This window comes from Microlunatus ginsengisoli (assembly GCF_039537205.1).
GTDB lineage: Bacteria > Actinomycetota > Actinomycetes > Propionibacteriales > Propionibacteriaceae > Microlunatus > Microlunatus ginsengisoli.
On record NZ_BAABAB010000050.1, the window covers coordinates 120562 to 144856 of the forward strand.

The following is a 24295-nucleotide window of genomic DNA, read 5'->3' on the forward strand; positions in this document are numbered from 1 at the left end:
GTGCGCGAAGTCGCGTCCGGATGAGCGAAGTCGCGGGACGGGCAGGCGAACCGCCGCGGGGACGGGCAGGCGAACCGCCGCGGGGACGGGCAGGCGAACCGCCGCGGGGACGGGCAGGCGAACCGCCGCCGGGACGGGCGGGCGAACCGCCGCCGGGACGGGCAGGGGACGTTGTGTCGCGGGACGGGCGGGCGAAGTCGCGGGACGGGCGGGCGAACCGCCGCGATTCAGCCGGCGGAAAGCAGCCGTTGCGCCTCCGCCGGGGACAGTCTGCCGGCGGCTACCTCGGCCAGGATCTGGTCCCGGGTCTTCGGCGCCGACGCAGGTGGCGCGGCGGCCGGTGCCGATGGCCCCGGCTCCTCGGCCAGTCCCAGCCTGACCAGCACCTCACCGAACCGCTGGCGGGCGGTCGGGTAGGACACCCCGAGGTGCTTCTCCACCTCGCGCAGGTTCCCGCGCGAGGTGAGGAATACCCGGAGCAGGTCGAGCTCCGCACTCCCCAGTGAGCAGAACGGGCAGGCCGCGAACATCCCGGCCAGCTCGGTCCCGCAGGACGTGCAGCCCAGCCGCGTGACGGACAGGTGCTCGCCGCACACCGGGCAGTCGCTGGGTGCGCGGTGCTCGTGCTGGCCCTCGTACGAGTTCGGGCCCAGCGTGCGCTGCGACATCAGACGCCGGCCTCCGACGGCTGCGCGGAGCCGAGCCGGACCTGGGCGTGACCCATCACGACCTCGATCTCGAGCCGGGCGCTGCCGTTGCCCATCACGACCTCATCGACATTGCCCTGGTGGCCGCCGGTCCAGCTCACCTTGCCCAGCTGCGCGTCCCCGGTGATCGTGACGTTGGAGTCGTCGGCGAGGTGCAGCGACAGCGAGCCGGACTCGGCCCGGACCCGGGACCGGCCGGTGCTGATCGCGCCCTTGATGGTGGCCGAACCGGCCTGGATCAGCGCGTCGTTGATCTCACGGACGTCCAGCAGCTTCGCGCCGCCCGCGGTGACCCGGACCTTGCCGAGATGGGGCACCCGCTCGGTGTTCAAGCTGCCCGCGGTCACCTCGACATCCACCAGGATGTTGGGGTTGACCTTGATCAGCAGCTCCTTGCCGAGACCGAGCGCGCGGAACTCGTCCAGGTTGCGCGGCGCGCGCAGGATCGAGAACCCGTCCAGCGAGGACCCCATCTCGCCGTCGCTGGACACCTCCAGCACCGAACCGTTGCGCCGCAGCACGTGCGGGCCGTCGGCGGAGATGGTGGCGACGGTCGTCTCGCCGATGATCCGCACCCGTCGGCCGACGGCGCGGACACTGATCTTGGTGACTCCTCCACTGCCCGGCTTGCGCGGAGGAACGGTCGTGGTCGGTTCCTCGCGGATCGGGTCGGACGGCATGTCGCGTCCCGAGCCGGGGAACGGATCGCGGCCGAACGAGGTCGACTGCGGCCGGTCCGTCTGGGTCGCCCAGGCATCGGCTGCCGGGGCCTGCGCGGCAGCGGCCGCCAGCTCCTCGTTGGTCGGTTCGGTGGCGGGCTGTGTGTCGCTGTGCGGCTCCGGCTGCGGCTCGGCGTTGTTCACGCTCAGCGCGTCGATCCGGCGTGCCGCCTCGGCGGCATCGATCCGACCGGCGGCAAGGTCCTGCAGGATCACGGACATGTCAGGCGTAGGAGTCATATCTAGAATGTAAAGCCAGTCTTTCCAGAACGGAAGGTCCGCTTTCCATTTTCAGGGACAACCCTGACCAGCAGCCGTCCGCCGCGGCGGAAACTGTGCGGCTGCAGATCGCGCCGGCGTGTCGGTGCAACAGCTGCACAGTTTCCGGGGAGGGGTGGCGTGGCGGGGTGCGCCCGCCGGGGTGGGGTCAGGTGCCCTTGACGTTCACCAGCTGGCGCAGGGTGTGCCGGATCTCGACCAGCCGGGCGGCGTCGGTCATCACCTGGTCGATGTCCTTGTAGGCCGCCGGGATCTCGTCCAGGAACGCCTCCGTGTCGCGGAACTCGATCCCGGCCATCGCCTCCCGCAGCTGTGCGTGGGTGAACGTCCGGCGAGCCGCCGCCCGGGAGTACGCCCGGCCCGCGCCGTGCGGCGCCGAGTGCAGCGCGGGCGGGTAGCCGAGGCCGCTGACGACGTACGACGCGGTTCCCATCGAGCCCGGGATCAGGCCCGGCTGCCCGGCGCGCGCCTCGATCGCCCCCTTGCGGGACACCCAGACCTCCCGGCCGAAGTGCTTCTCCAGCTGGGTGAAGTTGTGGTGGCAGTTGATCCGCTCGTGCTCGATCACCTCGACTCCGAGGAAGCCCTTCAGGCAGGCCACCGCCCGGTCCATCATCTCCTCGCGGTTCAGCAGGGCGTACGTCTGCGCCCAGCGCAGGTCTCGGACGTACGCGTCGAACTCGTCGGTGCCCTCGACCAGGTAGGCAAGGTCCGGGTCCGGCAGCGAGATCCAGTAGCGCTCCATCAGCCGCTGCGCAACCTCGATGTGGTGCTGGGCGATCCGGTTCCCGACACCGCGCGAGCCCGAGTGCAGGAACAGCCAGACCCGGTTCGCCTCGTCCCGGGTCACCTCGATGAAGTGGTTGCCCGAGCCGAGGCTGCCCAACTGCTCGCGCCAGTGCGGCAGGTACCGCTCCGGCTCGACGCCCGGAGCGGCCTCGAGCTTTGCGATCCGGGCGGCGGCGGTGTCGGCGATCTTCTGGTTCCGACCGCCGGCCGACAGCGGGACCGCCTTCTCGATCGCCTCCCGCAGCGCCGACAGTGGCTTGGCCGCGCCGGTCACGTCGTCCACCGAGAACTGGGTCCTGACCGCGATCATGCCGCAACCGATGTCCACCCCGACCGCCGCCGGCATCACCGCGCGCAGGGTCGGGATCACCGAACCGACGGTCGCGCCCTTGCCCAGGTGGGCGTCCGGCATCAGCGCGAGGTGCGGATAGACGAAGGGCATGGACGAGGTGAGCACGGCCTGCTCCCGGGTGCGCTCGTCCAGCACCGATGCCCAGTTGAGCAGCTTGTCGGTGATCTTTTCCATGGCCCACCTCGTATTCAATGGCCGGGCTCGCGCGTTGGGAACCGCGGACCAGGGTGCCCCACTCGGCGCGCGGCCGCACCTGGTTTAGCGTGCCGGGATGGACTTCGAGGCCCTCCTGCGCAAGGGGACGAGTCTGGACGTCGAGGCGTTCTGGGGCGCCGGGTTCCTGGCCGACCGTTATCGCCCGGGTGGGGTCTCGTGGGACTGGGGCGCCGAGCTGCGTCCGCTGCTCGGGACCGCCGACCGGATGCTGGACATGGGCACCGGTGAGGGCGGTGTGCTGGCCTCCCTGGCGCCGCTGCCACCGGTGGCGGTGGCCTGCGAGGAATGGGCGCCGACGATCCCCGCCGCGGTCCGGACGCTGCGCCCAATTGGCGTGCACCTCGTCCGGGCACTGGGCAGCGTCGACAACGTAAGCGCGAACCCCGCTCCGAGCCGCCGCGGGCTGCCCTTCGCCGACGGAGCGTTCGATCTGGTGATCGATCGGCACGAGGCCTTCGACCCGGCCGAGGTCGGACGGATCACCCGGAGCGGAGGCACGTTCGTGACCCAGCAGGTCGGCAGCGACGAGGCGGCATCGGTTCGCGCGTTGTTCGATCTGCCGCTCGATCAGCCGCCTGGGACGCCGATGTGGCCACCGCGCAGCTGGCTGCCGCCGGCTGGCGCGTCGACGACGTACGCGAGGAGCGCGTGCTCAGCCAGTTCACCGACATCGCAGCCCTGATCGGGTACGTCCGCAGCACGCCGTGGGCGTACGCGGACCTGGACCTGACAGCCGCGCTCCCGCGGCTGAGACAGCTGCACGACCAGTCCCGCACTCGTCCGATCAGCGCGGTCACCCACCGGTTCCTGATCCGCGCCACCGCCGTCTGAGGTCCTCCCCCGGCGGTCGTGCGCCGCGTCGACGACCGTTGGACGTCGGGCGCGCCGAATCACATTTGCTTGCAGCATACAAGTAGATATATGCTTGCGGCATGCAACGAATGGACACTCTGCGCGAGGACGCTGCCGACCCGGCGGTCGACGCGGTCATCGGGGCCATCCACAGCATCGGCCGGTTGATCCGGCAGGGAGTCACCGGCAGCGACCTCGACCCCGGCAGCTTCTGGATGCTGAAGACGCTGGCCAAGCAGGGTCCGCTGCGGGTCACCGAGCTGGCCGGGCACGCCAACCTCGACACCTCCACCGTCTCCCGGCACGTCACCCAGCTGGAGCGTGCCGGCTTCGTTGGACGTACGCCCGATCCCGACGACCGCAGAGCCCAGCTCGTCGAGCTGAGTGACGGCGGCCGGGATCGGCTTCACTCCGCCATGGCGCAGCGCCGCGCCCTGCTCACCGCCGGCCTCCGGGACTGGCCGGCCGAGGAGGTCACCGAGTTCGCTCGGCTCCTCGACCGGTTCGTGAGCGACATCGACAAGACCACCTCGGGAGAGAACGAATGAGCAAGCACGACCCAGCGCCGCGGCGCGCGCTGGCCGACGAACCGCGCACGACCGCCGAGGCGGCGTTGGAGCGGACGCCGACCGGCGACTACATGAGCCACCGGCAGATCCTCGTCATCATGGGCGGCCTGATGGCCGGCATGTTCCTGGCCGCCCTCGACCAGAGCATCGTCGGCGTGGCCCTGCCCAAGATCACCTCGGAACTGGGCGGCTTGAGCAAGCTGTCCTGGGTGGTCACCGCGTACCTGCTGACGTCCACCGCCGCCACGCCGCTGTGGGGCAAGATCTCCGACCTGCGCGGCCGGCGCCCAGTCTTCCAGGCCGCGATTGTGGTCTTCCTGGTCGGTTCGCTGATCTGTGGCTTCGCGTCCCCGATCGCCACCTCGCTGGGCGTCGAGGGCATCGACGTGATGATCGTCGGCCGGGCCATCCAGGGCCTCGGCGGTGGCGGCCTGATGTCCCTGGCCCTGGCCGTCATCGGCGACGTCATCCCGCCGCGTGAGCGCGGCCGCTACCAGGGCATGTTCGCCGCCGTCTTCGGGGTCAGCTCGGTCGCCGGCCCGCTGCTCGGCGGCCTGTTCGTCGACCACCTGGGTTGGCAGTGGATCTTCTTCATCAACCTCCCGATCGGTATCGCCGCCCTGGTCATCACCTCGTTCGCGCTGAAGCTGCACCACGTGCCGCGGAACGCCTCGGTCGACTACCTCGGTGCCGCGACGATCGTCGGCTCGGTGACCAGCCTGATCCTCTACCTGTCCTGGGCGGGCCCGGACAAGGGCTGGACGTCGGCCACCGGCATCGCCCTGCTGGTCCTGATGGTCGTCCTGGCCGGCCTGTTCGTGCTGGTCGAGAGCCGGGCCAAGGAGCCGATCCTGCCGCTGGAGCTGTTCAAGCACTGGACCTTCGACTCCAACATCCTGTTCGCCATGATCATGGGCGTCGGCATGTTCGGCGGCCTGATCTATCTGCCGATCTATCTGCAGGCGGTCAAGGGCTACTCGGCCACCGAGTCAGGCCTGGCCATGCTGCCGATGGTGGTCGGGATGTTCGCCACCTCGATCAGCGGCGGCCAGATCATGTCCCGCACCGGTCGCTACAAGTGGATGCCGATCACCGGTGCCGCGGTCGTCGGCGGTGCGCTGTACGCGTTCTCCCACCTGCACGTCGATACGCCGTACTGGCACATCGCGCTGAACATGTTCGCCTTCGGCCTCGGCCTCGGCCTGACCATGCAGGTCGTGGTCACCGCGGTCCAGAACAGCGTCGAGCGCAAGCACATGGGCGTGGCGACCGCGTCGGTGGCGTTCTTCCGGTCGATGGGCGGCGCGATCGGTACCGCGCTGTTCGGGGCCATCCTGAACACGCGGCTGACCCACCATCTGACCGAGGTCGTGCCGGCCGCCGCTCAGGCGCAGCTGGCGGGCGCATCCCACGCCGTGAACGACGTGACCGCGATCCGGGCCCTGCCCGAGCCGGTCAAGGGCTGGGTGCTGGAGGCGTTCACTCGCTCGATGGACGACGTGTTCCTGATCGCGGTGCCTTTCATGGCGGTCGCGGTGGTGATCGCACTCACCATGAAGGAGAAGGAACTAAAGGGTCGCGCCGCCCCTGCCGGCGACACGCCGAGCGAAGAGGGCGCGGCGCTGGCGGCGGCGGCCCACTGACCCGCTCGGTCCGCGCTGGGAAGCGTCGTCGGACGAGGCGGAGCGGACCGAACGAGGCGAAACTGTGCGGTTCTGGCACCGGCGACCGGCGTGTCGCGGCAAGAACTGCACAGTTTCGCAGCGAAGGGCGAGCGGTTCGCGGTGAAGAGGCTGGGGTGGACGTACGAAAGCGACGTCTGTGGCCTCCTGACCCGCGTCGGGGAACAAAGCGCCGTTCATGCCAGTTCGATCACACGGACGGCGCTGCATTAGGAAAACCTCGCCCCGAGATGGCACATTATTTCCAGGGGACTTGTGCGCACCTATAGCAGAGTCACCGCAACGCAGACCACTCGACCCCCGTCGAGCCCGGTCGTCGCCGTCGGCAAGCCGCGGCGGCACCCGAGAGCAAACACCAGGAGTGAACGGTACATGTCGGTCAAGAAGTCGCCGCTGACGATGGCGGGAGCACTGGCCACCGTGGCGCTGCTCGCGCTCACCGCCGCGTGTGGCACGGCACCAGCCGCCACCACCCCCGGCACCAACCAGTCCGCCGGCTCCTCCGGTGACAGCACCACCTCCGGGCCGAGCAGCTCGCCGACCCCTGAGGCGCAGCCGGTCGTGATGACGCCGAGCATCGCGGACGGCGCCAGCAAGGTGAAGGTCGACACCCTGGTCAGCGTCAAGGCCAGCGACGGCACCCTGAAGTCGGTCAAGGTGACCTACAAGGGCACCGACGGCAAGGGCCAGAAGACGTCCGGTTCGGTCGACGGCGGCTTGAGCGCCGACAAGGCCTCCTGGACCGCGACCGAGCGGCTCGAGCCGAATGCGACGTACACCATCACCTCGGTCGGCACCGCCGCCAGCGACGGCACCGCGACCACCACGAAGTCCAAGTTCAAGACCGCGAACCTGAGCCTGCAGCAGCAGACCTTCCCGACCCTGTACCCGCTGAAGAACAGCAAGGTCGGCGTCGGCATGCCGGTCGTACTGACCTTCGACGTGCCGATCAAGAACAAGGCATCGATCGAGAAGAACCTGCACGTCACCACGGTCCCGAAGCAGACCGGCAGCTGGCACTGGATCTCCTCCACCGAGGTGCGCTACCGGCCGGCCAAGTACTGGAAGCCCGGCACCAAGGTGTCGGTCAAGGCCGACGTCAACGGGGTCAGCGCCGGCAACGGGATCTATGGCCAGAACTCGACCAGCACCAACTTCACCGTCGGCCGCTCGATGGTCATCAAGGTCAACCTGGCTACCGACGTCGCGCACGTGTACAAGAACGGCAAGAAGGTCCGCACGATCTACGTCAGCGGCGGCAAGGCGGGCTGGCGGACGCGCAGCGGCACGAAGCTGATCATGTCGCACGAGTACAACAAGAAGATGACGAACGAGATGATCGGCGCCGCCGAGGACTACTCGCTCAACGTCGCGTACGCCATGCGGATCACCAACTCCGGTGAGTTCCTGCACTCCGCCCCGTGGAACGCCGGCTACTTCGGCCGGACCAATGCCAGCCACGGCTGCACGGGCATGAGCACGGCCAACGCGGCCTGGCTGATGAACAACACGCTGATCGGTGATCCGGTCGTGTTCACCGGCAGCGATCGCTACATGTCGATCGACAACGGCTGGGGCGACTGGAACGAGTCCTTCAGCAAGTACAAGACGGGCTCCGCGCTGGGCTGATTGCGGAGCTCGCAAGCTCGCTCCCGCGCTCCGCTGCGCTGGAGGTCGACTCGTTCGTCGCGATCGGTGAACGGAAAAGCGTGTTCACCGATCGCTCCTGCACTCGCCGACGCGCAGCGTCGGGGCAGGCTGAGTGACTGCCGACTGCTCCACCGGCAAGCCTCGCTCGGCGCTCCCTTGCGCACTAGGTCGATTGACGTTGGCGCGGATGTCTAGTTCCTTCGCGCGCTGAGCACCACGCGCCTAGTGGAACTCGCGGGCCGTGGGGGTCAGGCCGGTGGTGGCGGACTCGTTCAGGTCCTGGACGAAGGTCTTGATGTAGGCCAGCAGCGGGACAGCCATCAAGGCGCCGACGATGCCGGCCATGATGACGCCGATCGCGATGGCCAGGATGACCGCCAGCGGGTGCAGCTTGACGGCACGGCCGAGCAGGAACGGCTGCAGCACGTGGCCCTCCAACTGCATCACGCCGATGATGATGGCGAGCATGATCAGCGCCTTCACCCAGCCGAGCGCGACCAGCGCCACCAGCACCGCGACGAAGCCGGAGACGAACGCGCCGACGATCGGCACGAAGGCGCCGATGAAGACCAGCGCGGCCAGCGCCGGAGCCAGCGGGACGCCCAGGATCAACGCCCCGATCAGCACGCCGATGGCGTCCACCAGCGCGACCAGGATGACCGCCCGGACGTAGTGCGACAGCGACGTCCAGCCCTCCCGGGCAGCGTGGTCGACGCGGTGGCGAGCGGCGCGGGGCACGAACTTCAGCAGGAACGAGAAGATCGTCCGGCCCTGGTAGAGGAAATAGAACAGCGAGAACAGGACGATCGCGATGCCGGCGAGGAAGTGGCCGACCTGCGCACCGAACTCGGAGGCGTACGTCGTGATCGTGCCCTGGCTGTCGACCAGGAAGTTCTGGATCCGCTTGCCCCACTCGTCGATGTTGAACCAGTCCGCGCTGATGTGCAGCGGCCCGTTCTGCAGCCACTCGACGAGGGTGTTGAAGCCGGAGACCACGTTCTGGCCGAGGGTCGAGGCCTGGCCGGCGACCAGGGTCCCGATCAAGGTGAGCACGCCGATGATCAGCAGCAGGCCGCCGAGGACGGAGATGCCGGCTGCGGCCCCGCGCGGCAGCCCCCACCGGTTGAGCCGGTTGGTGAGCGGCCCGATCATCGCGGCGAGCAGGATCGCCACCGCGACCGGGATCGCCACCTCGGACACGTAGCGCAGGGCGAGCCCGAACCCGTACAGCATGATCGCGATGATGATCACCCGCCAGGCCCAGGCGGCGGCGATCTGTAACCCGCGCGGCACGGCCCGGTCGAACTCGGAGGTGTCCGTTGCGACGATCGGTGCGACCCCGGAGGAGGCGTCACCGGTCTGGACCGCCACGATCGTCTCGGGCGGCACGGGGACCGCCACGCCGGTGGTCGGATCGGCGGCCGTGCCAGCAGGACGCGGATCGGCGGCAGTGCCGACGGGCGCGTCCGGTCGGGGCTGGGGTGGAGCGTCCTCGCCCAGGTCGATGGAATCGTCCGCGGGCACCTCCACCGGCTCGTCCGGCCGGTCCGGGTCGCTCGTCGCGATCGCCGCCGAGCGGCCGTCGCCGGCCTGCTCTGCGGCCGGGATCGGCAACCCGTCGGCGCGCCAGCGCGCGATCCGCTCCCTGAAGGTCCTGCGCTCTGCCACGAACACTCCTCTGATCGGTCCGGTCCTGGTCGCGTACCGGCCGGATCAACGGTAACCCGCTGTCACCAGGCAGACTGTGCCGGTGGGGACTAGACCGGGTGACCTCGGCGCGCGTCGCCGACGATTCGTCCGGCTGCCGCGCGATGTGGTCGTGCTCGGGCTGATCGCCTTCTGCGTCGCTGTCGGCTTCGGCGTGCTGGTGCCGGTGCTGCCCGTGTTCGCGCGTACGTTCGGGGTCGGCAATCTCGCCGTCGGTGCGGTCATCTCCGCATTCGCGCTGATGCGGCTGGCGTCGAGCCCGTTCTGCGGCCGGATGATCGCCCGGTTCGGCGAGCGGACCGTGCTCAGCACCGGCATCTTCATCGTCGCGGTGTCGAGCGGGCTCGCCGGGATCGCGCAGAACTATCCGCAACTGCTCGCGCTGCGTGGCGTCGGCGGGATCGGCTCGGCGATGTTCACCGTGTCGGCGATGACGCTGTTGCTGCGCTCGGTCGGACCCGAGCTGCGCGGCCGCGCCGCCGGATTCTTCCAGGGTGGCTTCCTGATCGGCGGCATGACCGGGCCGGCGGTCGGCGGTCTGCTGTCGGCGATCTCGCTCGCCGCGCCCTTCTTCTTCTACGCCGCGACACTGGCGGTGGCAGGCGCCGTCGGGCTGGCACTGCTGCGGCCGCGCGGCGTGACCGAGGACCCTCGACACGATGCGGTCGCCCGGCCGTTCCGAGACGTCCTGCGCGACACCCGATACCAGGCCGCCCTGGCGACCAACTTCTCCCAGGGCTGGACGTCGTTCGGGGTGCGGTCCGCGCTCGTACCCGTGCTCGTGGTCGAGGTCCTGCACCGGCCAACCACGTGGACCGGAGCCGCGTTCGCGGCCGCGGCGGTCTGCCAGACCATCGCCGTCGGTCCGGCCGGCAAGTTCGTCGACACCGTCGGACGGCGACCCGCGATGATCGTCGGCGGCTTCCTGGCCGGGCTGTCGATCATGGCGGTCCCGTTCGCGCCGAGCATCGGGTGGCTGATCGCTGCGCTGTCGGCCTACGGCGTCTCCGCGGCCTTCCTCGGCACGGCACCTGCCGCAGCCGTCGGCGACGCGGCCGGCGCGCGCGGTGGGACGGCGGTTGCGGTGTTCTCGATGACGTCCGACGTCGGCGCCATCGTGGGACCGCTGGTCGCCGGTGCACTGGCCGATCAGGAGGGCTACCCCGCCGCGTTCGGGCTCGGGGCGGCGCTCAGCCTGCTGGCGGCGCTCAACGCGTTCCGGATGCCGCGGGTGCCGCCGGGATCGAGCGCGGACGCCACGGTCGGGCAGGACGTACGGAAGGAGACGATCGGTGAGCCCGAAGCCTCTGTCTGAGCTGGTCGCGCCCGACTGGGCCGATGCGCTCGCACCGGTGGCGGGCGGCATCGCGGCGATGGGCGACTTCCTCCGCGCCGAGCTGTCGGCCGGTCGGAGCTATCTGCCGGCCGGGCCCCACGTGCTGCGCGCATTCAGCCGGCCGCTGGCGGACGTACGCGTGCTGATCGTCGGTCAGGACCCCTACCCCACGCCGGGGCATCCGGTCGGGCTGTCGTTCTCGGTCGCCCCGGACGTACGTCCCCTGCCGCGCAGCCTGGAGAACATCTACGCCGAGCTGAACGCCGACTTGGGGCTGCCGCCCGCCCGATCCGGTGATCTGACCCCCTGGTTCGAGCAGGGCGTGCTGCTGCTCAACCGGGTGCTCACCGTGCAGCCCGGGAAGTCGGCGTCGCACCGCGGCAAGGGCTGGGAGCAGGTGACCCAGCGTGCGATCGAGGCGCTGGTCGAGCGCGGCGGACCGCTGGTGGCGATCCTCTGGGGCCGCGACGCCCAGTCGCTGGTGCCGATGCTGGGCGCGGTGCCGTACGTCGCCAGCGCGCATCCGTCGCCCTTGTCGGCGCGGGCCGGCTTCTTCGGCTCCCGACCGTTCAGCCGCGCCAACGCGCTCCTGGTCGAGGCCGGCGGCACCCCGATCGACTGGCGCCTGGACTAGCCGCGGCCCCGCCGGTCTCGCCGGTGCGCGCCGCCACCCCCGGCCGCCCCCGCTACCCCCGGCCGCGCCGACGCCTCGCCGTCCCGACGCCCCGCCAACCCCGGCCGCGCCGACGCCTCGCCGTCCCGACGCCCCGCCACCCCACCGGAAACTGTGCAGATCCCGCAAACCTGAATCGCTTCAGGCTGCAAGAGCCGCACAGTTTCTAGGGAAGGGGAAGGGGAAGGGGGAAGGGGAAGCGGGAAGTGGGAACGGGGGCGTCCGTCGCCGGCCGCAGGTCGATCAGGAAATCGCGGGTGCCGGGTCGGTCAGGACGGAATCTGCGCCGCCCAGAGGTCGGGCCCGAAGACCTCGTAGCGGATCCGGTCGGCCGGGACGCCGCGCGCCACCAAAGAGGTCCGGACGTGCCGCATGAACGGCAGCGGCCCGCAGGTGAAGACCTGGACGTCATCGGGCAGCGCGATCTCGGACAGGTCCATGTAACCCGGACGGGACCGGCGGTCGTCGGGGGCGACGGTCTCGTACCAGGTGTAGCTGGTGAAGTCGTCCAGCTGGCGGCCGACGTGTTGCACGGTCTCCCGCAGCGCGTGGTCCTGCGCGGTCCGATCCGCGTGGGCGACGATCACGGTCCGCTCCGGCTGGGTGCGGGCGATGTTCTCCACGATCGGCAGCACGGTGGTGATGCCGGCGCCCGCGCTGGCCAGCAGCAGCGGGGTGTCCGACGGCTGGACGACGAAGTCGCCGGCCGGCGCGCTGACCTCGACCAGGTCGTCGACCGCGAGCCCGTCGTGCAGGAAGCTCGACACCTCGCCGTCGGGAGCACCGTTCACGCCGCGGACCCGACGTACGGTGATCTGCAGCCGGGTGCCGAGCGCTGTCGAGGACACGGTGTACTGGCGGGCCTGCCGCCGGCCGCCGGCCAGATCGACGAACACCGAGACGTATTGACCGGGGACCGTCGCCGGCACGGGCTCGCCGTCGGCCGGCTCGAGCACCAGGGAGACCACGTCGGCGGTCTCCTCGATCCGGCGCACCAGCCGGTACGGCCGCAGCGGCGTCGCCGGATCGACCCCGGCCTCGGCATAGATCCGGGCCTCCTCGGCGATCAGCTGGGCGCCGAACAGCCAGTAGACCTCCTCCCAGGCGGCCGCGACGGCGGGCGTCACCGCGTCGCCGAGCACCTCGGCGACGGCCGCCAGCAGGTTGCGTCCGACGATCGTGTACTGCTCGGGGCGAATACCGAGTGAGCAGTGCTTGTAGGCGATCCGTCGCATCACGTGGTCGAAGCTCGGCGCCTGCGGATCGAGCAGGTGGACCGCGTACGCCACCACGGAGGCGGCAAGCGCCCGGCTCTGCTCACCGGTGGCCTGGTTGCCCTGGTTGAACACCCGGAGCAGGTCGGGGTTCTCGGCGAACATCTTGGGATAGAAGACCGCGGTAATCGCCTCGGCGTGCTCGGCGACGACGGAGGCGGTGGCGGCGACGATCTCGCGCGACGCGGCCGAGAGCAGCCGGGTCGGCGCGGTGCTGCCGCTGGTCGGCGCCGGACCGGACGGGCGTACGTCGGCGGGGCTCGTGGTGGTCGAGCTCATGGTGGGGGCTGCGGTGGACACGGGTGTACCTCTCGGGGGACGTCGGAACTGCTTCATCCTGCGCGAGCGCACCGGTCCGGGGGCACGGCCTCCGGACCTCACCGATCGGGACCAAGGTCCCGAGTTCGATGTGAGGTCTTCCACTGCGTCCCGACTCCCACCGGACCTCGACTCCTACCGGACCCGAGTCCCACCGGACCCGACTTTCACCAGACCCCGACTCCCGACGGGCCCCCACCGCCGACGGACCCCCACCGCCACCCGAACCCCACCGTCGACGGGACCGAAGCCCGCCGGCCCCTCTCTCCCGACGGAAACTGTGCAGCTGTTGCACCGCCGTACGGCGTGTCGCTGCATGACACGCACAGTTTCCGGGCAGGAAGGCCGGGACGGGCAGAGGCTCCGGGGGGAGAGCGATTATGGGTCAGCCGGCCAGGGCCTGGTCCAGGTCCGCGAGCAGATCGTCGGCGTCCTCGATCCCGACGCTGAGCCGGATCAGGTCGCCGGGCACCTCGAGCGCGGTGCCGACTACCGAGGCGTGGGTCATCTTGCCCGGGTGCTCGATCAGCGACTCGACGCCGCCGAGCGACTCGCCGAGGGTGATCACCTTCGTCGCGGCGCAGACGTCCAACGCGTGCTGCTCCCCGCCGGTGACCCGGAAGCTGACCATGCCGCCGTAGCGGCGCATCTGCCGCTTGGCCAGATCGTGCCCGGGATGGGAGTCCAGACCCGGGAAGAAGACCTCCCGCACCGCGCTGTGCCCGGCCAGGAAGGCCGCGACCTGCTCGGCGTTGTCGCTGTGCCGCTCCATCCGGACGGCCAGCGTCTTCAGGCCGCGGAGCACCAGCCAGGCGTCGAACGGGCCGGCCACCGCGCCGATCGCGTTCTGGTGGAACTTCAGCTTCTCCGCGATCTCCTCGTCGTCGACCACCAGGGCGCCGCCCACCACGTCGGAGTGGCCACCGCAGTACTTGGTGGTGGAGTGCAGCACCACGTCGGCCCCCAGCGCGAGCGGCTGCTGCAGATACGGGGTGGCGAAGGTGTTGTCCACCACCACCAGCGCGCCGGCCGCGTGCGCCAGGTCGGCGATAGCGGCGATGTCCGCGATCGCGAGCAGCGGGTTGGTCGGCGTCTCGATCCAGACCGCCGTCGTCTCGCCGGGGCGGATCGCCCGCTCGACCGCGGCGAGGTCACTGATCGGTGCCGGGTCGGCGACGATCCCCCACCGCCTGTGCACCTTGTCCAGCAGCCGGAACGTGCCTCCGTATGCGTCGTGCGGCAGCACCACATGGCTGCCCGGTTCGCAGATCGAGCGCAGCAGGGTGTCCTCGGCCGCCAGCCCGCTGGCGAACGCGAAGCCGCGCGAGCCGCCCTCCAGCGCCGCCATGCACTCCTCCAGAGCGGTCCTGGTCGGGTTGGCGGACCGGGAGTACTCGTAGCCGCCGGTGCGGGTGCCGCCGACCCCGTCCTGGATGTACGTCGAGGTCGCATAGATCGGCGTGATCACCGACCCGGTGGCCGGATCCGGCTCCTGGCCGGCGTGGATGGCGCGGGTGGAGAATCCGGGCTGTTCGGGCATGACTGCGAGCCTAGGTGCTGGGCTCAATCCCGATGTGTCAGGGGCGAACCACTGATTCGGTCCCTCCAGTTCGGCCGGACCGGCGCTTTCGCAGTCTCGGCCGCCCGCTGGGGGGAGGAAATCAGGGATGGCGCCGCCGGAACAGGCTGTGGCACGTCAGTGTTCGGTAATTGCAGGGCGGTTCAGACTCCGCCCGCAGAGAGGCACACTGACATCATGCTGTTCTCCACGATGAAGACCACGATGGTTGCCCCGGAGAAGGCCCTGCGCGGTCGCGATCGCGAGGTGCTGGCCAATCCCACGTTCCACGAGATCTACGGGATCCCGGTGCAGTCGGTCCCGGCCGGCTCCGAGGTCGCGTACTTCGCCCTGGGCTGCTTCTGGGGCGCGGAGAAGCTGTTCTGGAAGACGCCGGGCGTGACGAATACCGCGGTCGGCTACGCGGGCGGGTTCACCGAGAACCCGACGTATGAGGAGGTCTGCAGCGCGCGGACCGGGCACACCGAGATCGTCAAGGTCAGCTACGACCCGAACAAGGTGAGCTACGCCCAGCTACTCAAGATCTTCTTCGAGAATCACGACCCGACCCAGGGAATGCGGCAGGGCAACGACGTCGGCACGCAGTACCGCTCGGCGATCTACACCACCACGCCGGAGCAGGCCGAGACCGCGGCGCGGGTCCGCGACGAGTTCCAGGTCGAGTTCGACCGCGCGGGCTACGGCCGGATCACCACCGAGCTGAAGCCGTACGAGAACTTCTTCTACGCCGAGGACTACCACCAGCAGTACCTGGACAAGAACCCGTTCGGATACTGCCCGGTGCACGCGACCGGAGTCACCTGCAACTGAGCGGTGCGCTGCACCAGCAGAGATCTCGGGCCGGGCGGATTCTGCCCGGCCCGAGCCGTCTCCCGACACGCGGGCGCTCAGCGGGACCGCGCCGGCGACTTCCCGGAGAGCTTGGCCCAGACCCAGCCGGAGGGGATCCGGTCGCCGGTGAGGACGTACGCGGCGGTGGCGTCGATCACCATCGTCCCCTCCAGCTCCCGCCGGTCGAACCCCTGACCGGCGAAGAGCAGCTCGTCGTCCGCGGCGAGCAGCGTGTCGTCGTCCGGGGCGAGCGTGGCCTGGTCACCGCGGAGCAGCAGCAACGGCACGATCTCCAGCCGGCGGTCCCGCTCCTCCGGGCTGCGTAGCAGCTGACCGAGCAGGACGCGGTCCTGCGCCAGCGCGCTGTGCAGGGCCGGCGCCTGCTCCCGGTCGAGCTTCACCTTCCACAGCGCCGGCAGCGCCTGGCCGCAGTTGTCCACCAGCCGTCCGACCAGGTCGGCGGCCCAGTCGTCGCCCTGCTCCGGCACGCCCTGGATGAAGCGCCACAGCAGCGGCGTGCTGATCTGGGCGTACACCTCGTGCGCGACCACCTCGGTCGGCACCAGCAGAGCATCCAGGTCCATCGACTCGAACAGCGCTGCGCTGGTGGGCTTGTTCTGCCGGGCCGCGAGGAACAGGTTCGGGTTCATCCGCCGCGCGTTCGCCAGCATCGACAGGTTGGTGGTGTCGTTGTCGGTGCCGGCCACCAGCCCGATCGCGCTCGCCAGCTCGGCCGCCTCCAGCACGCTCGGTTCACAGGCGTCGCCGATGATCACGCCGGCGGGATGGTCGCGCGCCTCCTTCGGCTCGATGATCGTCACCTCGAACCCCTGAGCCCGCAGGTCCGCGGTCAGCTCGCGGCCGAAGCGCCCGTAGCCGCACATCACCCAGCGGCCCTCCGGCGGCGGCGCCGACTTCGCCGGGAGGGCAGCCCCGGGGCCCGCCTCCAGCCAGCTCAGCAGCTGGTAGCTCGCCGGGGCGTTCAGGGCCAGCCGGAGATGGTCGCCGAACCGGTCGAACGGGTTCACCACCGACGGTGTGCCGAAGGCGTGCATCCGATCGGCGATGGTCGGCGAGATGGTCCGGGCGACGATCGGCAGCTCCGGACGCAGCAGGGCCGCGGCCATCGTGACGGCGAGGTTGGTCTCGTCGTCGTTGGTCAGCGCCAGCACGCCGGCACAGTTCGGGTGCCCGAGACCGGCGATGCTCAGGTAGTGCGGGTTGCCCGCGTTGGCCGCGAGACCGGGGACGTCGGCGTGGTACGCGGCCAGCTCCAGCGCGTCGATCCGGTCGCCCGACTCGTCGATCACCACCACCCGCTGCCCGAGCGCGTCGAACGCCTTCACCAACAGCTCGCCGGCGCGGCCGTAGCCGGCCAGCAGCAGGAACGGCTCGCGCAGCCGGGCGACCTTGCGGGTGAACTGCTGCAGCGCGAGCGCCTGCCGGAACGAGCGGTCCTGCAGCAGCGTGAGCAGCGAGCCGATCGCGTACGCCCAGCCGATCACCGACAGATAGATCGAGAACGTCACCCACAGCCGCTGGGCGGTGGTGAACGGCCACGGCAGCTCGCCGAAACCGATCGTGGTCGCGGTGTAGCTCATGAAGTAGAAGGCGTCGAACAGGGTCATCCGGGCCGGCCGGCCCTCGGCGTCGACCCCCGGGATCAGCGACAGGCCGATCACGCTGATCGAGAAGATCACGATCAGCGTGATCAGCGGCACCCGCATCCGGCGCATGATCAAGAAGATGGTGGCCGAGGCCTGGTGGGAGAACTCCTGCTGGGCCTTGGACAGCGCGGGGTCGATCGCCGGTCGCCGGCCGAAGATCTGCTCCCAGAAGATCAGCAGTGGGCTGGACATCGGATCGTGGCTCTCAGCCGCGGTGGAAGGTGACCGTCTCGGTCACCAGCAGGACGACCGAGACCAGGTTGGCCAGCAGCGCGCCGCCGGACAGCGACACCACGCTCGCGGTGGCTGCCACCGTCATTCCCTCGTGCATCACCTGATCGGCCCAGACCCAGACCACGATGGCCGCGGCCAGCTGGAGATCGGCCACCAGGCTGGTGGCCAGGTGGACGGCGCCGATCTGGGTCCGGTCTCCGAACTTCAGCACGGTCGCGATCAGGCTGACCGTGATCGCGGCGAACAGCTCGTAGATGTTGTGCACCGCCGGGTCACCGATGTCGCCGATGAAGAATCCGAAGTTCAGCGTCGCCGCGAGCAGCACGAAGAAGCCGAAGATCACCTTCTCGAGATTCATGGCCCTCCGTTGTGCTCATCCGATCACCCGCGTACATGATCGAGAATCCCCTACCGTCGGCGCGCTGTCACGCATCTGGGCGCTGTCGGTGTGAGTTGCGTCCCACCGGGAAGAGCGGGACCACTCGACAGGTTGTCGCCGTCGTCAACGCGGACGCGCCTGATCGCCCCACCTCCGCCGAAGGGCTCCACATGTCCGCCACGGTCCTCGACCAGACCCGCTCCGACCCCGCCCCCGGCATCCGCGCCGGCCGCGCGCTGTTTGCCCTCGCCGTCGGCGCGTTCGCGATCGGCACGACCGAGTTCGCCACCATGGGCCTGCTGCCGCAGATCGCCGCGGGGGTCGCAGTCGACATCCCGACCGCCGGTCACCTGATCTCCGCGTACGCCCTCGGCGTCGTCGTCGGCGCCCCGCTGATCGCCGCCCTGGCCGCCCGGATGCCCCGCAAGCACCTGCTGATCGTGCTGATGGCGGTGTTCGCGGCCGGCAACCTCGCCTCGGCGCTGGCCGGCGGCTATCCGAGCCTGCTGCTGGCCCGCTTCGTGGCCGGGCTTCCGCACGGTGCCTACTTCGGGGTCGCCGCGGTGGTCGCCGCCGCCCTGGTCGCGCCGAACCGTCGCGCGCAGGCCGTGTCGCTGGTCATGGTCGGGCTGACCGTGTCGAACATCGTCGGTGTGCCGGCGGCGACCTGGCTCGGCCAGACGCTCGGCTGGCAGTCGTCGTACGTCGCCGTGACCGCGATCGCCCTGCTCTGCCTGCTGGCCACCTTCGTCGCCGTGCCTGCGGTGCGGATCGGTGGCGGACCGGCGAGCGTGCGCAGCGAGCTCAGCGCGCTCGCCCGGCCGCAGGTGTGGTTCACCCTGGTGGTCGGCATGGTCGGCTTCGGCGGCATGTTCGCCACCTACTCCTACATCGCGCCGACGGTGACCACCCTCGGCGGCCTGCCCGCCGGCGGGGTGGTCTGGGTGCTGGCGACGTACGGCGTGGGAATGACGCTCGGCATGGTGGTCGGCGGCCGGCTCGCCGATCGGGCGCTGCTGCCGACTCTCTATCTCGGCCTGGTCGGGCTCGCGATCATGTTGGCCGTGTTCGGTCTTCTCGTCGCCAGCCCGGTCGGGGCGTTCGTCGCCGTGTTCGTCTTCGGCGCGGTGGCGACCGTGATGATGCCGGCCCTGCAGACCCGCCTGATGGACGTCGCCCACGACGGGCAGTCGCTGGCGGCCGCCTTGAACCACTCGGTGCTGAACATCGGCAACGCTCTCGGCGCGTGGCTCGGCGGCCTCGTGCTGGCGATGGGCTATTCGTACGCCTGGCCGAGCCGGGTCGCGGTCGTGCTGCCCCTGCTCGGCCTCGCGATCCTGGCTCTCAGCCGCTGGGTGGAGCGCCGTTCCGCCCTTCGACAGGCTCAGGGCGCGTAACCAGCGAACGCTATTAGCCCGCGAACGTGTCGCACTTGTTCGGGTCGCCGGTCTTGAAGCCCTGCTGCAGCCAGCGCTGGCGCTCGGCGGCGGAGCCGTGGGTCCAGGTCTCCGGGCGCACCTGGCCCTGCATCTTCTGCTGGATCCGGTCGTCGCCGACCGCGGAGGCAGCGTCCAGCGCCCGCTTCAGGTCGTCGGAGGTGACCTCGGCGATCGGCGAGTTCGGGTCCTGGGTGGCATGGGCGAACCAGACTCCGGCGTAGCAGTCGGCCTGCAGCTCCAGCCGCACCCCCGGCGACTTCGGGCCGGTCTTGTTGCCCTGGCTCTGCACCTCGCGCATGGTCCCGGTCTGCTGCTGGATGTGGTGGCCGAACTCGTGCGCGAGGACGTACGCCTCGGCGGCGTCGCCGCCCTGCGCACCGAGTGTGCCGGTCAGTTCGTCGAAGAAATCGGTGTCGAGATAGACGGTCTGATCGGCCCCGCAGTAGAAGGGACCTACCGCGGACGTCGCGTTGCCGCACCCGGTCGCCACCGAGTTGGAGAAGGTGTGCACCTGGATCGTCCGGTAGCCCTGCAGCGCGGACTTCCAGTACGACTGGATCGAGTTCGTGTACGCGACGAACCGGCAGTCCCGGTTGTTCTGGATGTCTGATCCGGTCTTGCACTGCTCGAACCGGCTGGAGCCGGCGCTCGGATCGGTGCCCGGGTCGGCCGACGTGCCGAGCAGGTCGCCGGGATTGAGCCCGAACAACAGCGCGATGATGACCACCACGAGCCCCGCGCCGCCACCGATGGCGATCTTGCCGCCACCTCCCCGGCCGCCGCCGCCCATCTGCGACGCGTCGAGATTGGCGCCCTCGTTGTACTTCACCCTGGCCTCCGCCCAGTCGCCTGGCTAGGCGGAAGCGCCCTTGCCGTGGGACGGAGTCTAGGCGCTGGGACGGAGTTCAGGCGCTGGGACGGAGTTCGCGCGGGACGGGTTCAGGCGCCGGCGAGGCCGAGCAGCCAGAGCACCCAGTCGGGTCGCCAGGCCTCGACCAGGACGAGTCCGACAATCGCCATGCCGAGCCAGAGCAGGATGCGGACGAGCACGGCGCCGATCTGGCGCACCGGCGCGGATCGGGTGAGGCCGGACATCGGAGTTCCTCTCTGCCGGGCTGCCGCTTCGCGAGCCCGGATGCAGAGACAGACGAACCCGGCGCGGTTCTGATACGGCGATCGGGTGGAATAGAGGGAAACCCTGAGCGGTTACATGGACCAGATAGTTGAATCGTCAATTACTTGGGTCCCAGGAGGATCGAGATGCAGTTCGGAATCTTCAGCGTCGGCGACGTGACGACGGATCCGACGACCGGTCGGACGCCGACCGAGGGCGAGCGGATCAAGGCGATCATGCAGATCGCCCTCAAGGCCGAGGAGGTCGGGCTGGACGTGTTCGCCACCGGCGAGCACCACAACCCGCCGTTCGTGCCGTCCTCGCCGACCACGATGCTCGGCTGGATCGCGGCCCGCACCGAGCGGCTGATCCTGTCCACGGCGACGACGCTGATCACCACCAACGACCCGGTGAAGATCGCCGAGGACTACGCCATGCTGCAGCACCTGGCCGACGGCCGGGTCGACCTGATGATGGGCCGCGGCAACACCGGTCCGGTCTATCCGTGGTTCGGTCAGGACATCCGCAACGGCATCCCGCTGGCGATCGAGAACTACGACCTGCTGCACCGCCTGTGGCGTGAGGACGTGGTCGACTGGAAGGGCGAGTTCCGCACCCCACTGCAGTCGTTCACCTCGACGCCGCGCCCGCTCGACGGCGTTCCGCCGTTCGTCTGGCACGGCTCGATCCGCAGCCCGGAGATCGCCGAGCAGGCCGCGTACTACGGTGACGGCTTCTTCGCCAACCACATCTTCTGGCCGACGTACCACTTCCAGCGGCTGATCGACCTCTACCGGCAGCGGTTCGAGCACTACGGCCACGGCCGGGCCGACCAGGCGATCGTCGGGCTCGGCGGCCAGGTGTTCATGCACAAGGACTCGCAAGAGGCCAAGCGGATCTTCCGGCCGTACTTCGACAATGCTCCGGTGTACGGTCACGGGCCGTCGCTGGAGGACTTCACCGAGCAGACGCCGCTCACCGTCGGCAGCCCGCAGGAGGTGATCGAGAAGACGCTCACCTTCCGCGAGCACTTCGGCGACTACCAGCGTCAGCTGTTCTTGATGGACCACGCGGGCCTGCCGCTGAAGACGGTGCTGGAGCAGCTGGACCTGCTCGGCGAGATCGTCCCGGTGCTGCGGGCGGAGCTGGACGCCAAGCGTCCGGCCGGCGTCCCGGACGCGCCCACCCACCAGTCCCTGCTGGCCGCGAAGGTCGCGCAGGATGCCGAGCCGGCAGCTCTCGAACCGAGCCACTCGTGACCGCATCCATCGTGGTGATCACGGCCGGGCTTAGCCAGCCGTCGTCGAGCCGGTTGCTGGCCGACCGGCTGGCCCAGGCGGCCGGCAACGCGCTCGGTGAGCTGGGTGAGAACGCCGACGTGACGGTGGTGGAGCTCCGTGACCACGCCACAGACCTGGCCAACCACTTCGTCACCGGTTTCCCGGCACCGAAGCTGGCCGCGGTGCTGCGGCAGGTGACCGAAGCCGACGCGCTGATTGCCGTCTCACCGATCTTCAGCGCGTCGTACTCCGGGCTGTTCAAGATGTTCTTCGACGTACTGGAGATCAACGCGCTCAACGGCAAGCCGGTACTGATCGGGGCCACCGGCGGCACGGCGCGGCACTCGCTCGCGTTGGAGTACGCCCTCCGCCCGCTGTTCAGCTATCTGCACGCGATCGTCGTACCGACCGCGATCTTCGCCGCCCCGGAGGATTGGGCCTCGGAGAACGTGCTGGCCGACCGGCTCACCCGGGCGGGCGACGAGCTCGCCCGGCTGGTTACCAACCGCCCGTCCTCGGCTCGCGGCGCGGAGGCGGAGGTCGTACCGTTCGAGCGGCTGCTGCAGCGCGGCCGCAACGCCTGAGCGACGCCGGGTGCCCTGCCCCCGGCATCTTCGCGCGGGTTACCCCCACTCCGCGCGTCGAGCTAGACGCGCGAACTAGGTCGAAACCGCGCGAAGTTGGTTCAGGGCGCGACGAACGAGGCGACCACCGGCGCAGCGGAGCGCGGAGCGAGGCTTGCCGAGCGAAGCAACGAACACAATGAGAGGGTCGAGCACATGACCGTAGTTGTCACCGACCAGCCGAGCGAGGGCCGGTTCGAGGCGAGCGTCGACGGAACCTACGCCGGCGCGGCGTGGTACGAGATCAAGGGCGACGTGATCACCTTCACCCATACCGTGGTCGAGCCCGCGTTCGAGGGGAAGGGTGTGGGCGGCAGCCTGGCCCGGCACGCCCTGGACGACGTCCGCGACGCGGGGCTCCGGGTGATCCCTCGCTGCCCCTTCATCCGGCGCTGGATCGAGCGGCACCCGGACTATCAGGACCTCCTGTTCCGAGTGGACTGAGAGCGTTTCCGCCGTGCCCACCGGACACGCACCTGATGCCGAGCGATCCCCTCGCTACGGCCGGGAACCGAGCTTCGGCACCTTCATCACACCGACGAACGCCGATCCCGGCCGGGTGGTCGAGCTGGCCCAGCTGAGCGAGGAGCTCGGGCTGGACCTGGTCACCTTCCAGGATCATCCGTATCAGCCGGCGTTCCTCGACACCTGGACGCTGATGAGCTACGTCGCCGCGCGGACCGTGCAGATCGGGATCGCCCCGAACGTGGCCAACCTCCCGCTCCGGCCGCCGGCCGTGCTGGCCCGGGCCGCGGCGAGTCTCGACCTGCTCAGCGGCGGCCGGTTCGAGCTGGGTCTCGGCGCCGGCGCCTTCTGGGACGCGATCGTGGCCATGGGCGAGCAGCGGCGGGCTCCGGGCGAGGCGGTCGATGCGCTGGCCGAGGCGATCGAGGTCATCCGGGCAATCTGGGACCCGGCGACCCGCGGCGGGGTCCGGCTGGACGGGCAGCACTATCGGGTGGCCGGCGCCAAGCGGGGTCCGGCGCCGGCGCACCCGATCGGGATCTGGCTCGGGGCGTACGGGCCACGGATGCTGCGGCTCACCGGACGGACGGCAGACGGGTGGCTCCCGTCGGCGGGCTACCTGCCGCCAGACAAGCTGCCGGAGGCGCAGGCGGCCATCGACGCCGCGGCGATCAAGGCCGGCCGCGACCCGTCGGCGATCCGGCGGCTCTACAACGTCAACGGGCGGTTCGGCGCGCGTGCCGCGGGCTTCCTCGACGGGCCGCCGGACCACTGGGTCGACCAGCTCACCGCACTGGTCACCGAGGCCGGGATGGACACGTTCATCCTCGGCTCGGACGACCCCGCGGTGATCGGTACGTTCGCGAGCGAGGTGGTGCCCGCCGTGCGGCTGGCCGTGGCCGAGTTGCGAGCGGGTCGTGCGGACGAGGAAGGTGCCCTTCGACAGGCTCAGGGCACATTCGGCGTGGTCCCGACGGCGGACGACGGGGAGAGGCTCACTACGCACCGGCTGTGGGACGAGTCGACGCGGCCGGCCGGACCGGCCCCGGATCCGGACCGTCGCTACACACCGCACGAGCTGGCGACCGGCCAGCATCTGATCGACGTACACGACCATCTCCGCGCCGAGCTGGCTCAGATCCGCGAGCTGGTGGCCCAGGTGGCGGTCGGCGGGGCCGACCCGGCGCTGGTCCGGAACCGGATCAACGAGATGACCATCCGCCAGAACAACTGGACCGTGGGGGCGTACTGCGCCCAGTACTGCAGGCTGGTCACCACCCATCACACCATCGAGGATCGCTCGATGTTCCCCGCACTGCGGGCCGGAGATCCGCGGCTCGCCGATCTGATCGCCCGGCTCGAGCAGGAGCACCAGGTCATCCACGGCACCCTCGAGGGGGTGGACCGGGCCCTGGTCGCATTCGTCGAGGCGGGCGGGCACGGACCCGAGTTGATCGAGGCGGTGGACGTGCTCACCGACACACTGCTGTCCCACCTGGCCTACGAGGAGCGCGAGCTGGTCGAACCCATCGCCCGGCTCGGCCTCGGCTGACGGGTCCGT

General features: G+C 70.1%; 23 protein-coding genes. 13 read left to right on the forward strand and 10 right to left on the reverse strand.

Going from position 1 to position 24295, the window contains the following annotated elements:
• Nucleotides 1-227: 227 nt before the first annotated feature.
• The 3 genes from ABD747_RS23895 to ABD747_RS23905 form a co-directional block, all read right to left on the reverse strand.
• Entirely contained in the window at nucleotides 228-668 is a 441-nt protein-coding gene (locus ABD747_RS23895) for a DUF2089 domain-containing protein (RefSeq protein ID WP_344809422.1), read from the reverse strand.
• On the reverse strand, nucleotides 668-1666 hold the full coding sequence (locus ABD747_RS23900; protein ID WP_344809424.1) for a hypothetical protein: 999 nt from the start codon (nucleotides 1664-1666) through the stop codon (nucleotides 668-670). The genes ABD747_RS23895 and ABD747_RS23900 overlap by 1 nt, the downstream gene beginning before the upstream one ends.
• A 187-nt stretch (nucleotides 1667-1853) precedes the next feature.
• Nucleotides 1854-3020 (reverse strand): RtcB family protein, encoded by a 1167-nt coding sequence (locus tag ABD747_RS23905; protein WP_344809425.1) that lies wholly within the window; start codon nucleotides 3018-3020, stop codon nucleotides 1854-1856.
• Nucleotides 3021-3117: 97 nt separating this feature from the next.
• Between ABD747_RS23905 and ABD747_RS23910 the strand changes: the two genes are divergently transcribed.
• From ABD747_RS23910 to ABD747_RS23930, 5 genes are all read left to right on the forward strand, one after another.
• The gene (locus ABD747_RS23910; RefSeq protein ID WP_344809426.1) at nucleotides 3118-3744 is read left to right on the forward strand and encodes a class I SAM-dependent methyltransferase; all 627 of its coding nucleotides are present in this window, start codon (nucleotides 3118-3120) and stop codon (nucleotides 3742-3744) included.
• A complete protein-coding gene (locus ABD747_RS23915; protein WP_344809428.1) occupies nucleotides 3711-3893 on the forward strand; it encodes a hypothetical protein in 183 nt (60 codons plus the stop codon). The genes ABD747_RS23910 and ABD747_RS23915 overlap by 34 nt, the downstream gene beginning before the upstream one ends.
• Nucleotides 3894-3994: 101 nt before the next feature.
• Nucleotides 3995-4462 (forward strand): MarR family winged helix-turn-helix transcriptional regulator, encoded by a 468-nt coding sequence (locus tag ABD747_RS23920; protein ID WP_344809430.1) that lies wholly within the window; start codon nucleotides 3995-3997, stop codon nucleotides 4460-4462.
• On the forward strand, nucleotides 4459-6126 hold the full coding sequence (locus tag ABD747_RS23925) for an MDR family MFS transporter (RefSeq protein ID WP_344809432.1): 1668 nt from the start codon (nucleotides 4459-4461) through the stop codon (nucleotides 6124-6126). The genes ABD747_RS23920 and ABD747_RS23925 overlap by 4 nt, the downstream gene beginning before the upstream one ends.
• 411 nt (nucleotides 6127-6537) lie before the next feature.
• Nucleotides 6538-7794, forward strand: a complete 1257-nt coding sequence (locus ABD747_RS23930) for a L,D-transpeptidase (RefSeq protein ID WP_344809434.1) — start codon at nucleotides 6538-6540, stop codon at nucleotides 7792-7794.
• A gap of 243 nt (nucleotides 7795-8037) precedes the next feature.
• Here the strand turns inward: ABD747_RS23930 and ABD747_RS23935 are convergent, their stop codons facing one another.
• Nucleotides 8038-9483 (reverse strand): AI-2E family transporter, encoded by a 1446-nt coding sequence (locus tag ABD747_RS23935; RefSeq protein WP_344809436.1) that lies wholly within the window; start codon nucleotides 9481-9483, stop codon nucleotides 8038-8040.
• Nucleotides 9484-9565: 82 nt separating this feature from the next.
• Between ABD747_RS23935 and ABD747_RS23940 the strand changes: the two genes are divergently transcribed.
• The gene (locus tag ABD747_RS23940; RefSeq protein WP_344809438.1) at nucleotides 9566-10837 is read left to right on the forward strand and encodes an MFS transporter; all 1272 of its coding nucleotides are present in this window, start codon (nucleotides 9566-9568) and stop codon (nucleotides 10835-10837) included.
• Nucleotides 10815-11492, forward strand: a complete 678-nt coding sequence (locus tag ABD747_RS23945) for a uracil-DNA glycosylase (protein ID WP_344809440.1) — start codon at nucleotides 10815-10817, stop codon at nucleotides 11490-11492. Before ABD747_RS23940 ends, ABD747_RS23945 begins: the two co-directional genes overlap by 23 nt.
• A 308-nt stretch (nucleotides 11493-11800) precedes the next feature.
• On the opposite strand, the gene ABD747_RS23950 is transcribed toward ABD747_RS23945, so the two are convergent.
• Nucleotides 11801-13105, reverse strand: coding sequence for a globin domain-containing protein (locus tag ABD747_RS23950; RefSeq protein WP_344809442.1), 1305 nt, complete (start codon nucleotides 13103-13105; stop codon nucleotides 11801-11803).
• Nucleotides 13106-13508: 403 nt separating this feature from the next.
• Nucleotides 13509-14663, reverse strand: coding sequence for a cystathionine gamma-synthase (locus tag ABD747_RS23955; RefSeq protein ID WP_344809444.1), 1155 nt, complete (start codon nucleotides 14661-14663; stop codon nucleotides 13509-13511).
• A gap of 216 nt (nucleotides 14664-14879) precedes the next feature.
• On the opposite strand from ABD747_RS23955, the gene msrA reads away from it, so the two are divergent.
• The gene (msrA, locus tag ABD747_RS23960) at nucleotides 14880-15512 is read left to right on the forward strand and encodes a peptide-methionine (S)-S-oxide reductase MsrA (protein ID WP_344809446.1); all 633 of its coding nucleotides are present in this window, start codon (nucleotides 14880-14882) and stop codon (nucleotides 15510-15512) included.
• A 77-nt stretch (nucleotides 15513-15589) separates the two neighbouring features.
• Here msrA and ABD747_RS23965 read toward each other — a convergent pair whose 3' ends face one another.
• Together ABD747_RS23965 and ABD747_RS23970 are read right to left on the reverse strand one after the other, a co-directional pair.
• Nucleotides 15590-17392 (reverse strand): potassium channel family protein, encoded by a 1803-nt coding sequence (locus ABD747_RS23965; protein ID WP_344809448.1) that lies wholly within the window; start codon nucleotides 17390-17392, stop codon nucleotides 15590-15592.
• Nucleotides 17393-17405: 13 nt separating this feature from the next.
• Nucleotides 17406-17792: a DUF6394 family protein gene (locus ABD747_RS23970; protein WP_344809450.1), complete on the reverse strand. Its 387-nt coding sequence runs from the start codon at nucleotides 17790-17792 to the stop codon at nucleotides 17406-17408.
• A 191-nt stretch (nucleotides 17793-17983) separates the two neighbouring features.
• Between ABD747_RS23970 and ABD747_RS23975 the strand changes: the two genes are divergently transcribed.
• The gene (locus ABD747_RS23975; protein ID WP_344809452.1) at nucleotides 17984-19210 is read left to right on the forward strand and encodes an MFS transporter; all 1227 of its coding nucleotides are present in this window, start codon (nucleotides 17984-17986) and stop codon (nucleotides 19208-19210) included.
• A 13-nt stretch (nucleotides 19211-19223) separates the two neighbouring features.
• Here ABD747_RS23975 and ypfJ read toward each other — a convergent pair whose 3' ends face one another.
• Together ypfJ and ABD747_RS23985 are read right to left on the reverse strand one after the other, a co-directional pair.
• Nucleotides 19224-20081, reverse strand: coding sequence for a KPN_02809 family neutral zinc metallopeptidase (ypfJ, locus tag ABD747_RS23980; RefSeq protein WP_344809454.1), 858 nt, complete (start codon nucleotides 20079-20081; stop codon nucleotides 19224-19226).
• A gap of 110 nt (nucleotides 20082-20191) precedes the next feature.
• Nucleotides 20192-20347, reverse strand: a complete 156-nt coding sequence (locus ABD747_RS23985) for a hypothetical protein (RefSeq protein ID WP_344809456.1) — start codon at nucleotides 20345-20347, stop codon at nucleotides 20192-20194.
• 165 nt (nucleotides 20348-20512) lie between these two features.
• Between ABD747_RS23985 and ABD747_RS23990 the strand changes: the two genes are divergently transcribed.
• The 4 genes from ABD747_RS23990 to ABD747_RS24005 all read left to right on the forward strand — a co-directional run bounded on the left by ABD747_RS23990 (nucleotide 20513) and on the right by ABD747_RS24005 (nucleotide 24286).
• Entirely contained in the window at nucleotides 20513-21625 is a 1113-nt protein-coding gene (locus ABD747_RS23990) for an LLM class flavin-dependent oxidoreductase (RefSeq protein WP_344809458.1), read from the forward strand.
• Nucleotides 21622-22230 carry an FMN reductase gene (locus ABD747_RS23995; RefSeq protein ID WP_344809460.1) on the forward strand — a complete coding sequence of 203 codons (609 nt, stop codon included), beginning with the start codon at nucleotides 21622-21624 and terminating at the stop codon, nucleotides 22228-22230. Before ABD747_RS23990 ends, ABD747_RS23995 begins: the two co-directional genes overlap by 4 nt.
• Nucleotides 22231-22425: 195 nt before the next feature.
• The gene (locus tag ABD747_RS24000) at nucleotides 22426-22713 is read left to right on the forward strand and encodes a GNAT family N-acetyltransferase (RefSeq protein WP_344809462.1); all 288 of its coding nucleotides are present in this window, start codon (nucleotides 22426-22428) and stop codon (nucleotides 22711-22713) included.
• A gap of 13 nt (nucleotides 22714-22726) precedes the next feature.
• Nucleotides 22727-24286, forward strand: a complete 1560-nt coding sequence (locus ABD747_RS24005) for an LLM class flavin-dependent oxidoreductase (RefSeq protein ID WP_344809464.1) — start codon at nucleotides 22727-22729, stop codon at nucleotides 24284-24286.
• Nucleotides 24287-24295: the final 9 nt, after the last annotated feature.

Coding starts and splice junctions, on each gene's coding strand:
- ABD747_RS23895 (WP_344809422.1), bottom strand. CDS start 668: ATGTCGCAGCGCACGCTGGGCCCGAACTCGTACGAGGGCCAGCACGAG.
- ABD747_RS23900 (WP_344809424.1), bottom strand. CDS start 1,666: ATGACTCCTACGCCTGACATGTCCGTGATCCTGCAGGACCTTGCCGCC.
- ABD747_RS23905 (WP_344809425.1), bottom strand. CDS start 3,020: ATGGAAAAGATCACCGACAAGCTGCTCAACTGGGCATCGGTGCTGGAC.
- ABD747_RS23910 (WP_344809426.1), top strand. CDS start 3,118: ATGGACTTCGAGGCCCTCCTGCGCAAGGGGACGAGTCTGGACGTCGAG.
- ABD747_RS23920 (WP_344809430.1), top strand. CDS start 3,995: ATGCAACGAATGGACACTCTGCGCGAGGACGCTGCCGACCCGGCGGTC.
- ABD747_RS23925 (WP_344809432.1), top strand. CDS start 4,459: ATGAGCAAGCACGACCCAGCGCCGCGGCGCGCGCTGGCCGACGAACCG.
- ABD747_RS23930 (WP_344809434.1), top strand. CDS start 6,538: ATGTCGGTCAAGAAGTCGCCGCTGACGATGGCGGGAGCACTGGCCACC.
- ABD747_RS23955 (WP_344809444.1), bottom strand. CDS start 14,663: ATGCCCGAACAGCCCGGATTCTCCACCCGCGCCATCCACGCCGGCCAG.
- msrA (WP_344809446.1), top strand. CDS start 14,880: ATGCTGTTCTCCACGATGAAGACCACGATGGTTGCCCCGGAGAAGGCC.
- ABD747_RS23965 (WP_344809448.1), bottom strand. CDS start 17,392: ATGTCCAGCCCACTGCTGATCTTCTGGGAGCAGATCTTCGGCCGGCGA.
- ABD747_RS23970 (WP_344809450.1), bottom strand. CDS start 17,792: ATGAATCTCGAGAAGGTGATCTTCGGCTTCTTCGTGCTGCTCGCGGCG.
- ABD747_RS23975 (WP_344809452.1), top strand. CDS start 17,984: ATGTCCGCCACGGTCCTCGACCAGACCCGCTCCGACCCCGCCCCCGGC.
- ABD747_RS23985 (WP_344809456.1), bottom strand. CDS start 20,347: ATGTCCGGCCTCACCCGATCCGCGCCGGTGCGCCAGATCGGCGCCGTG.
- ABD747_RS23990 (WP_344809458.1), top strand. CDS start 20,513: ATGCAGTTCGGAATCTTCAGCGTCGGCGACGTGACGACGGATCCGACG.
- ABD747_RS24000 (WP_344809462.1), top strand. CDS start 22,426: ATGACCGTAGTTGTCACCGACCAGCCGAGCGAGGGCCGGTTCGAGGCG.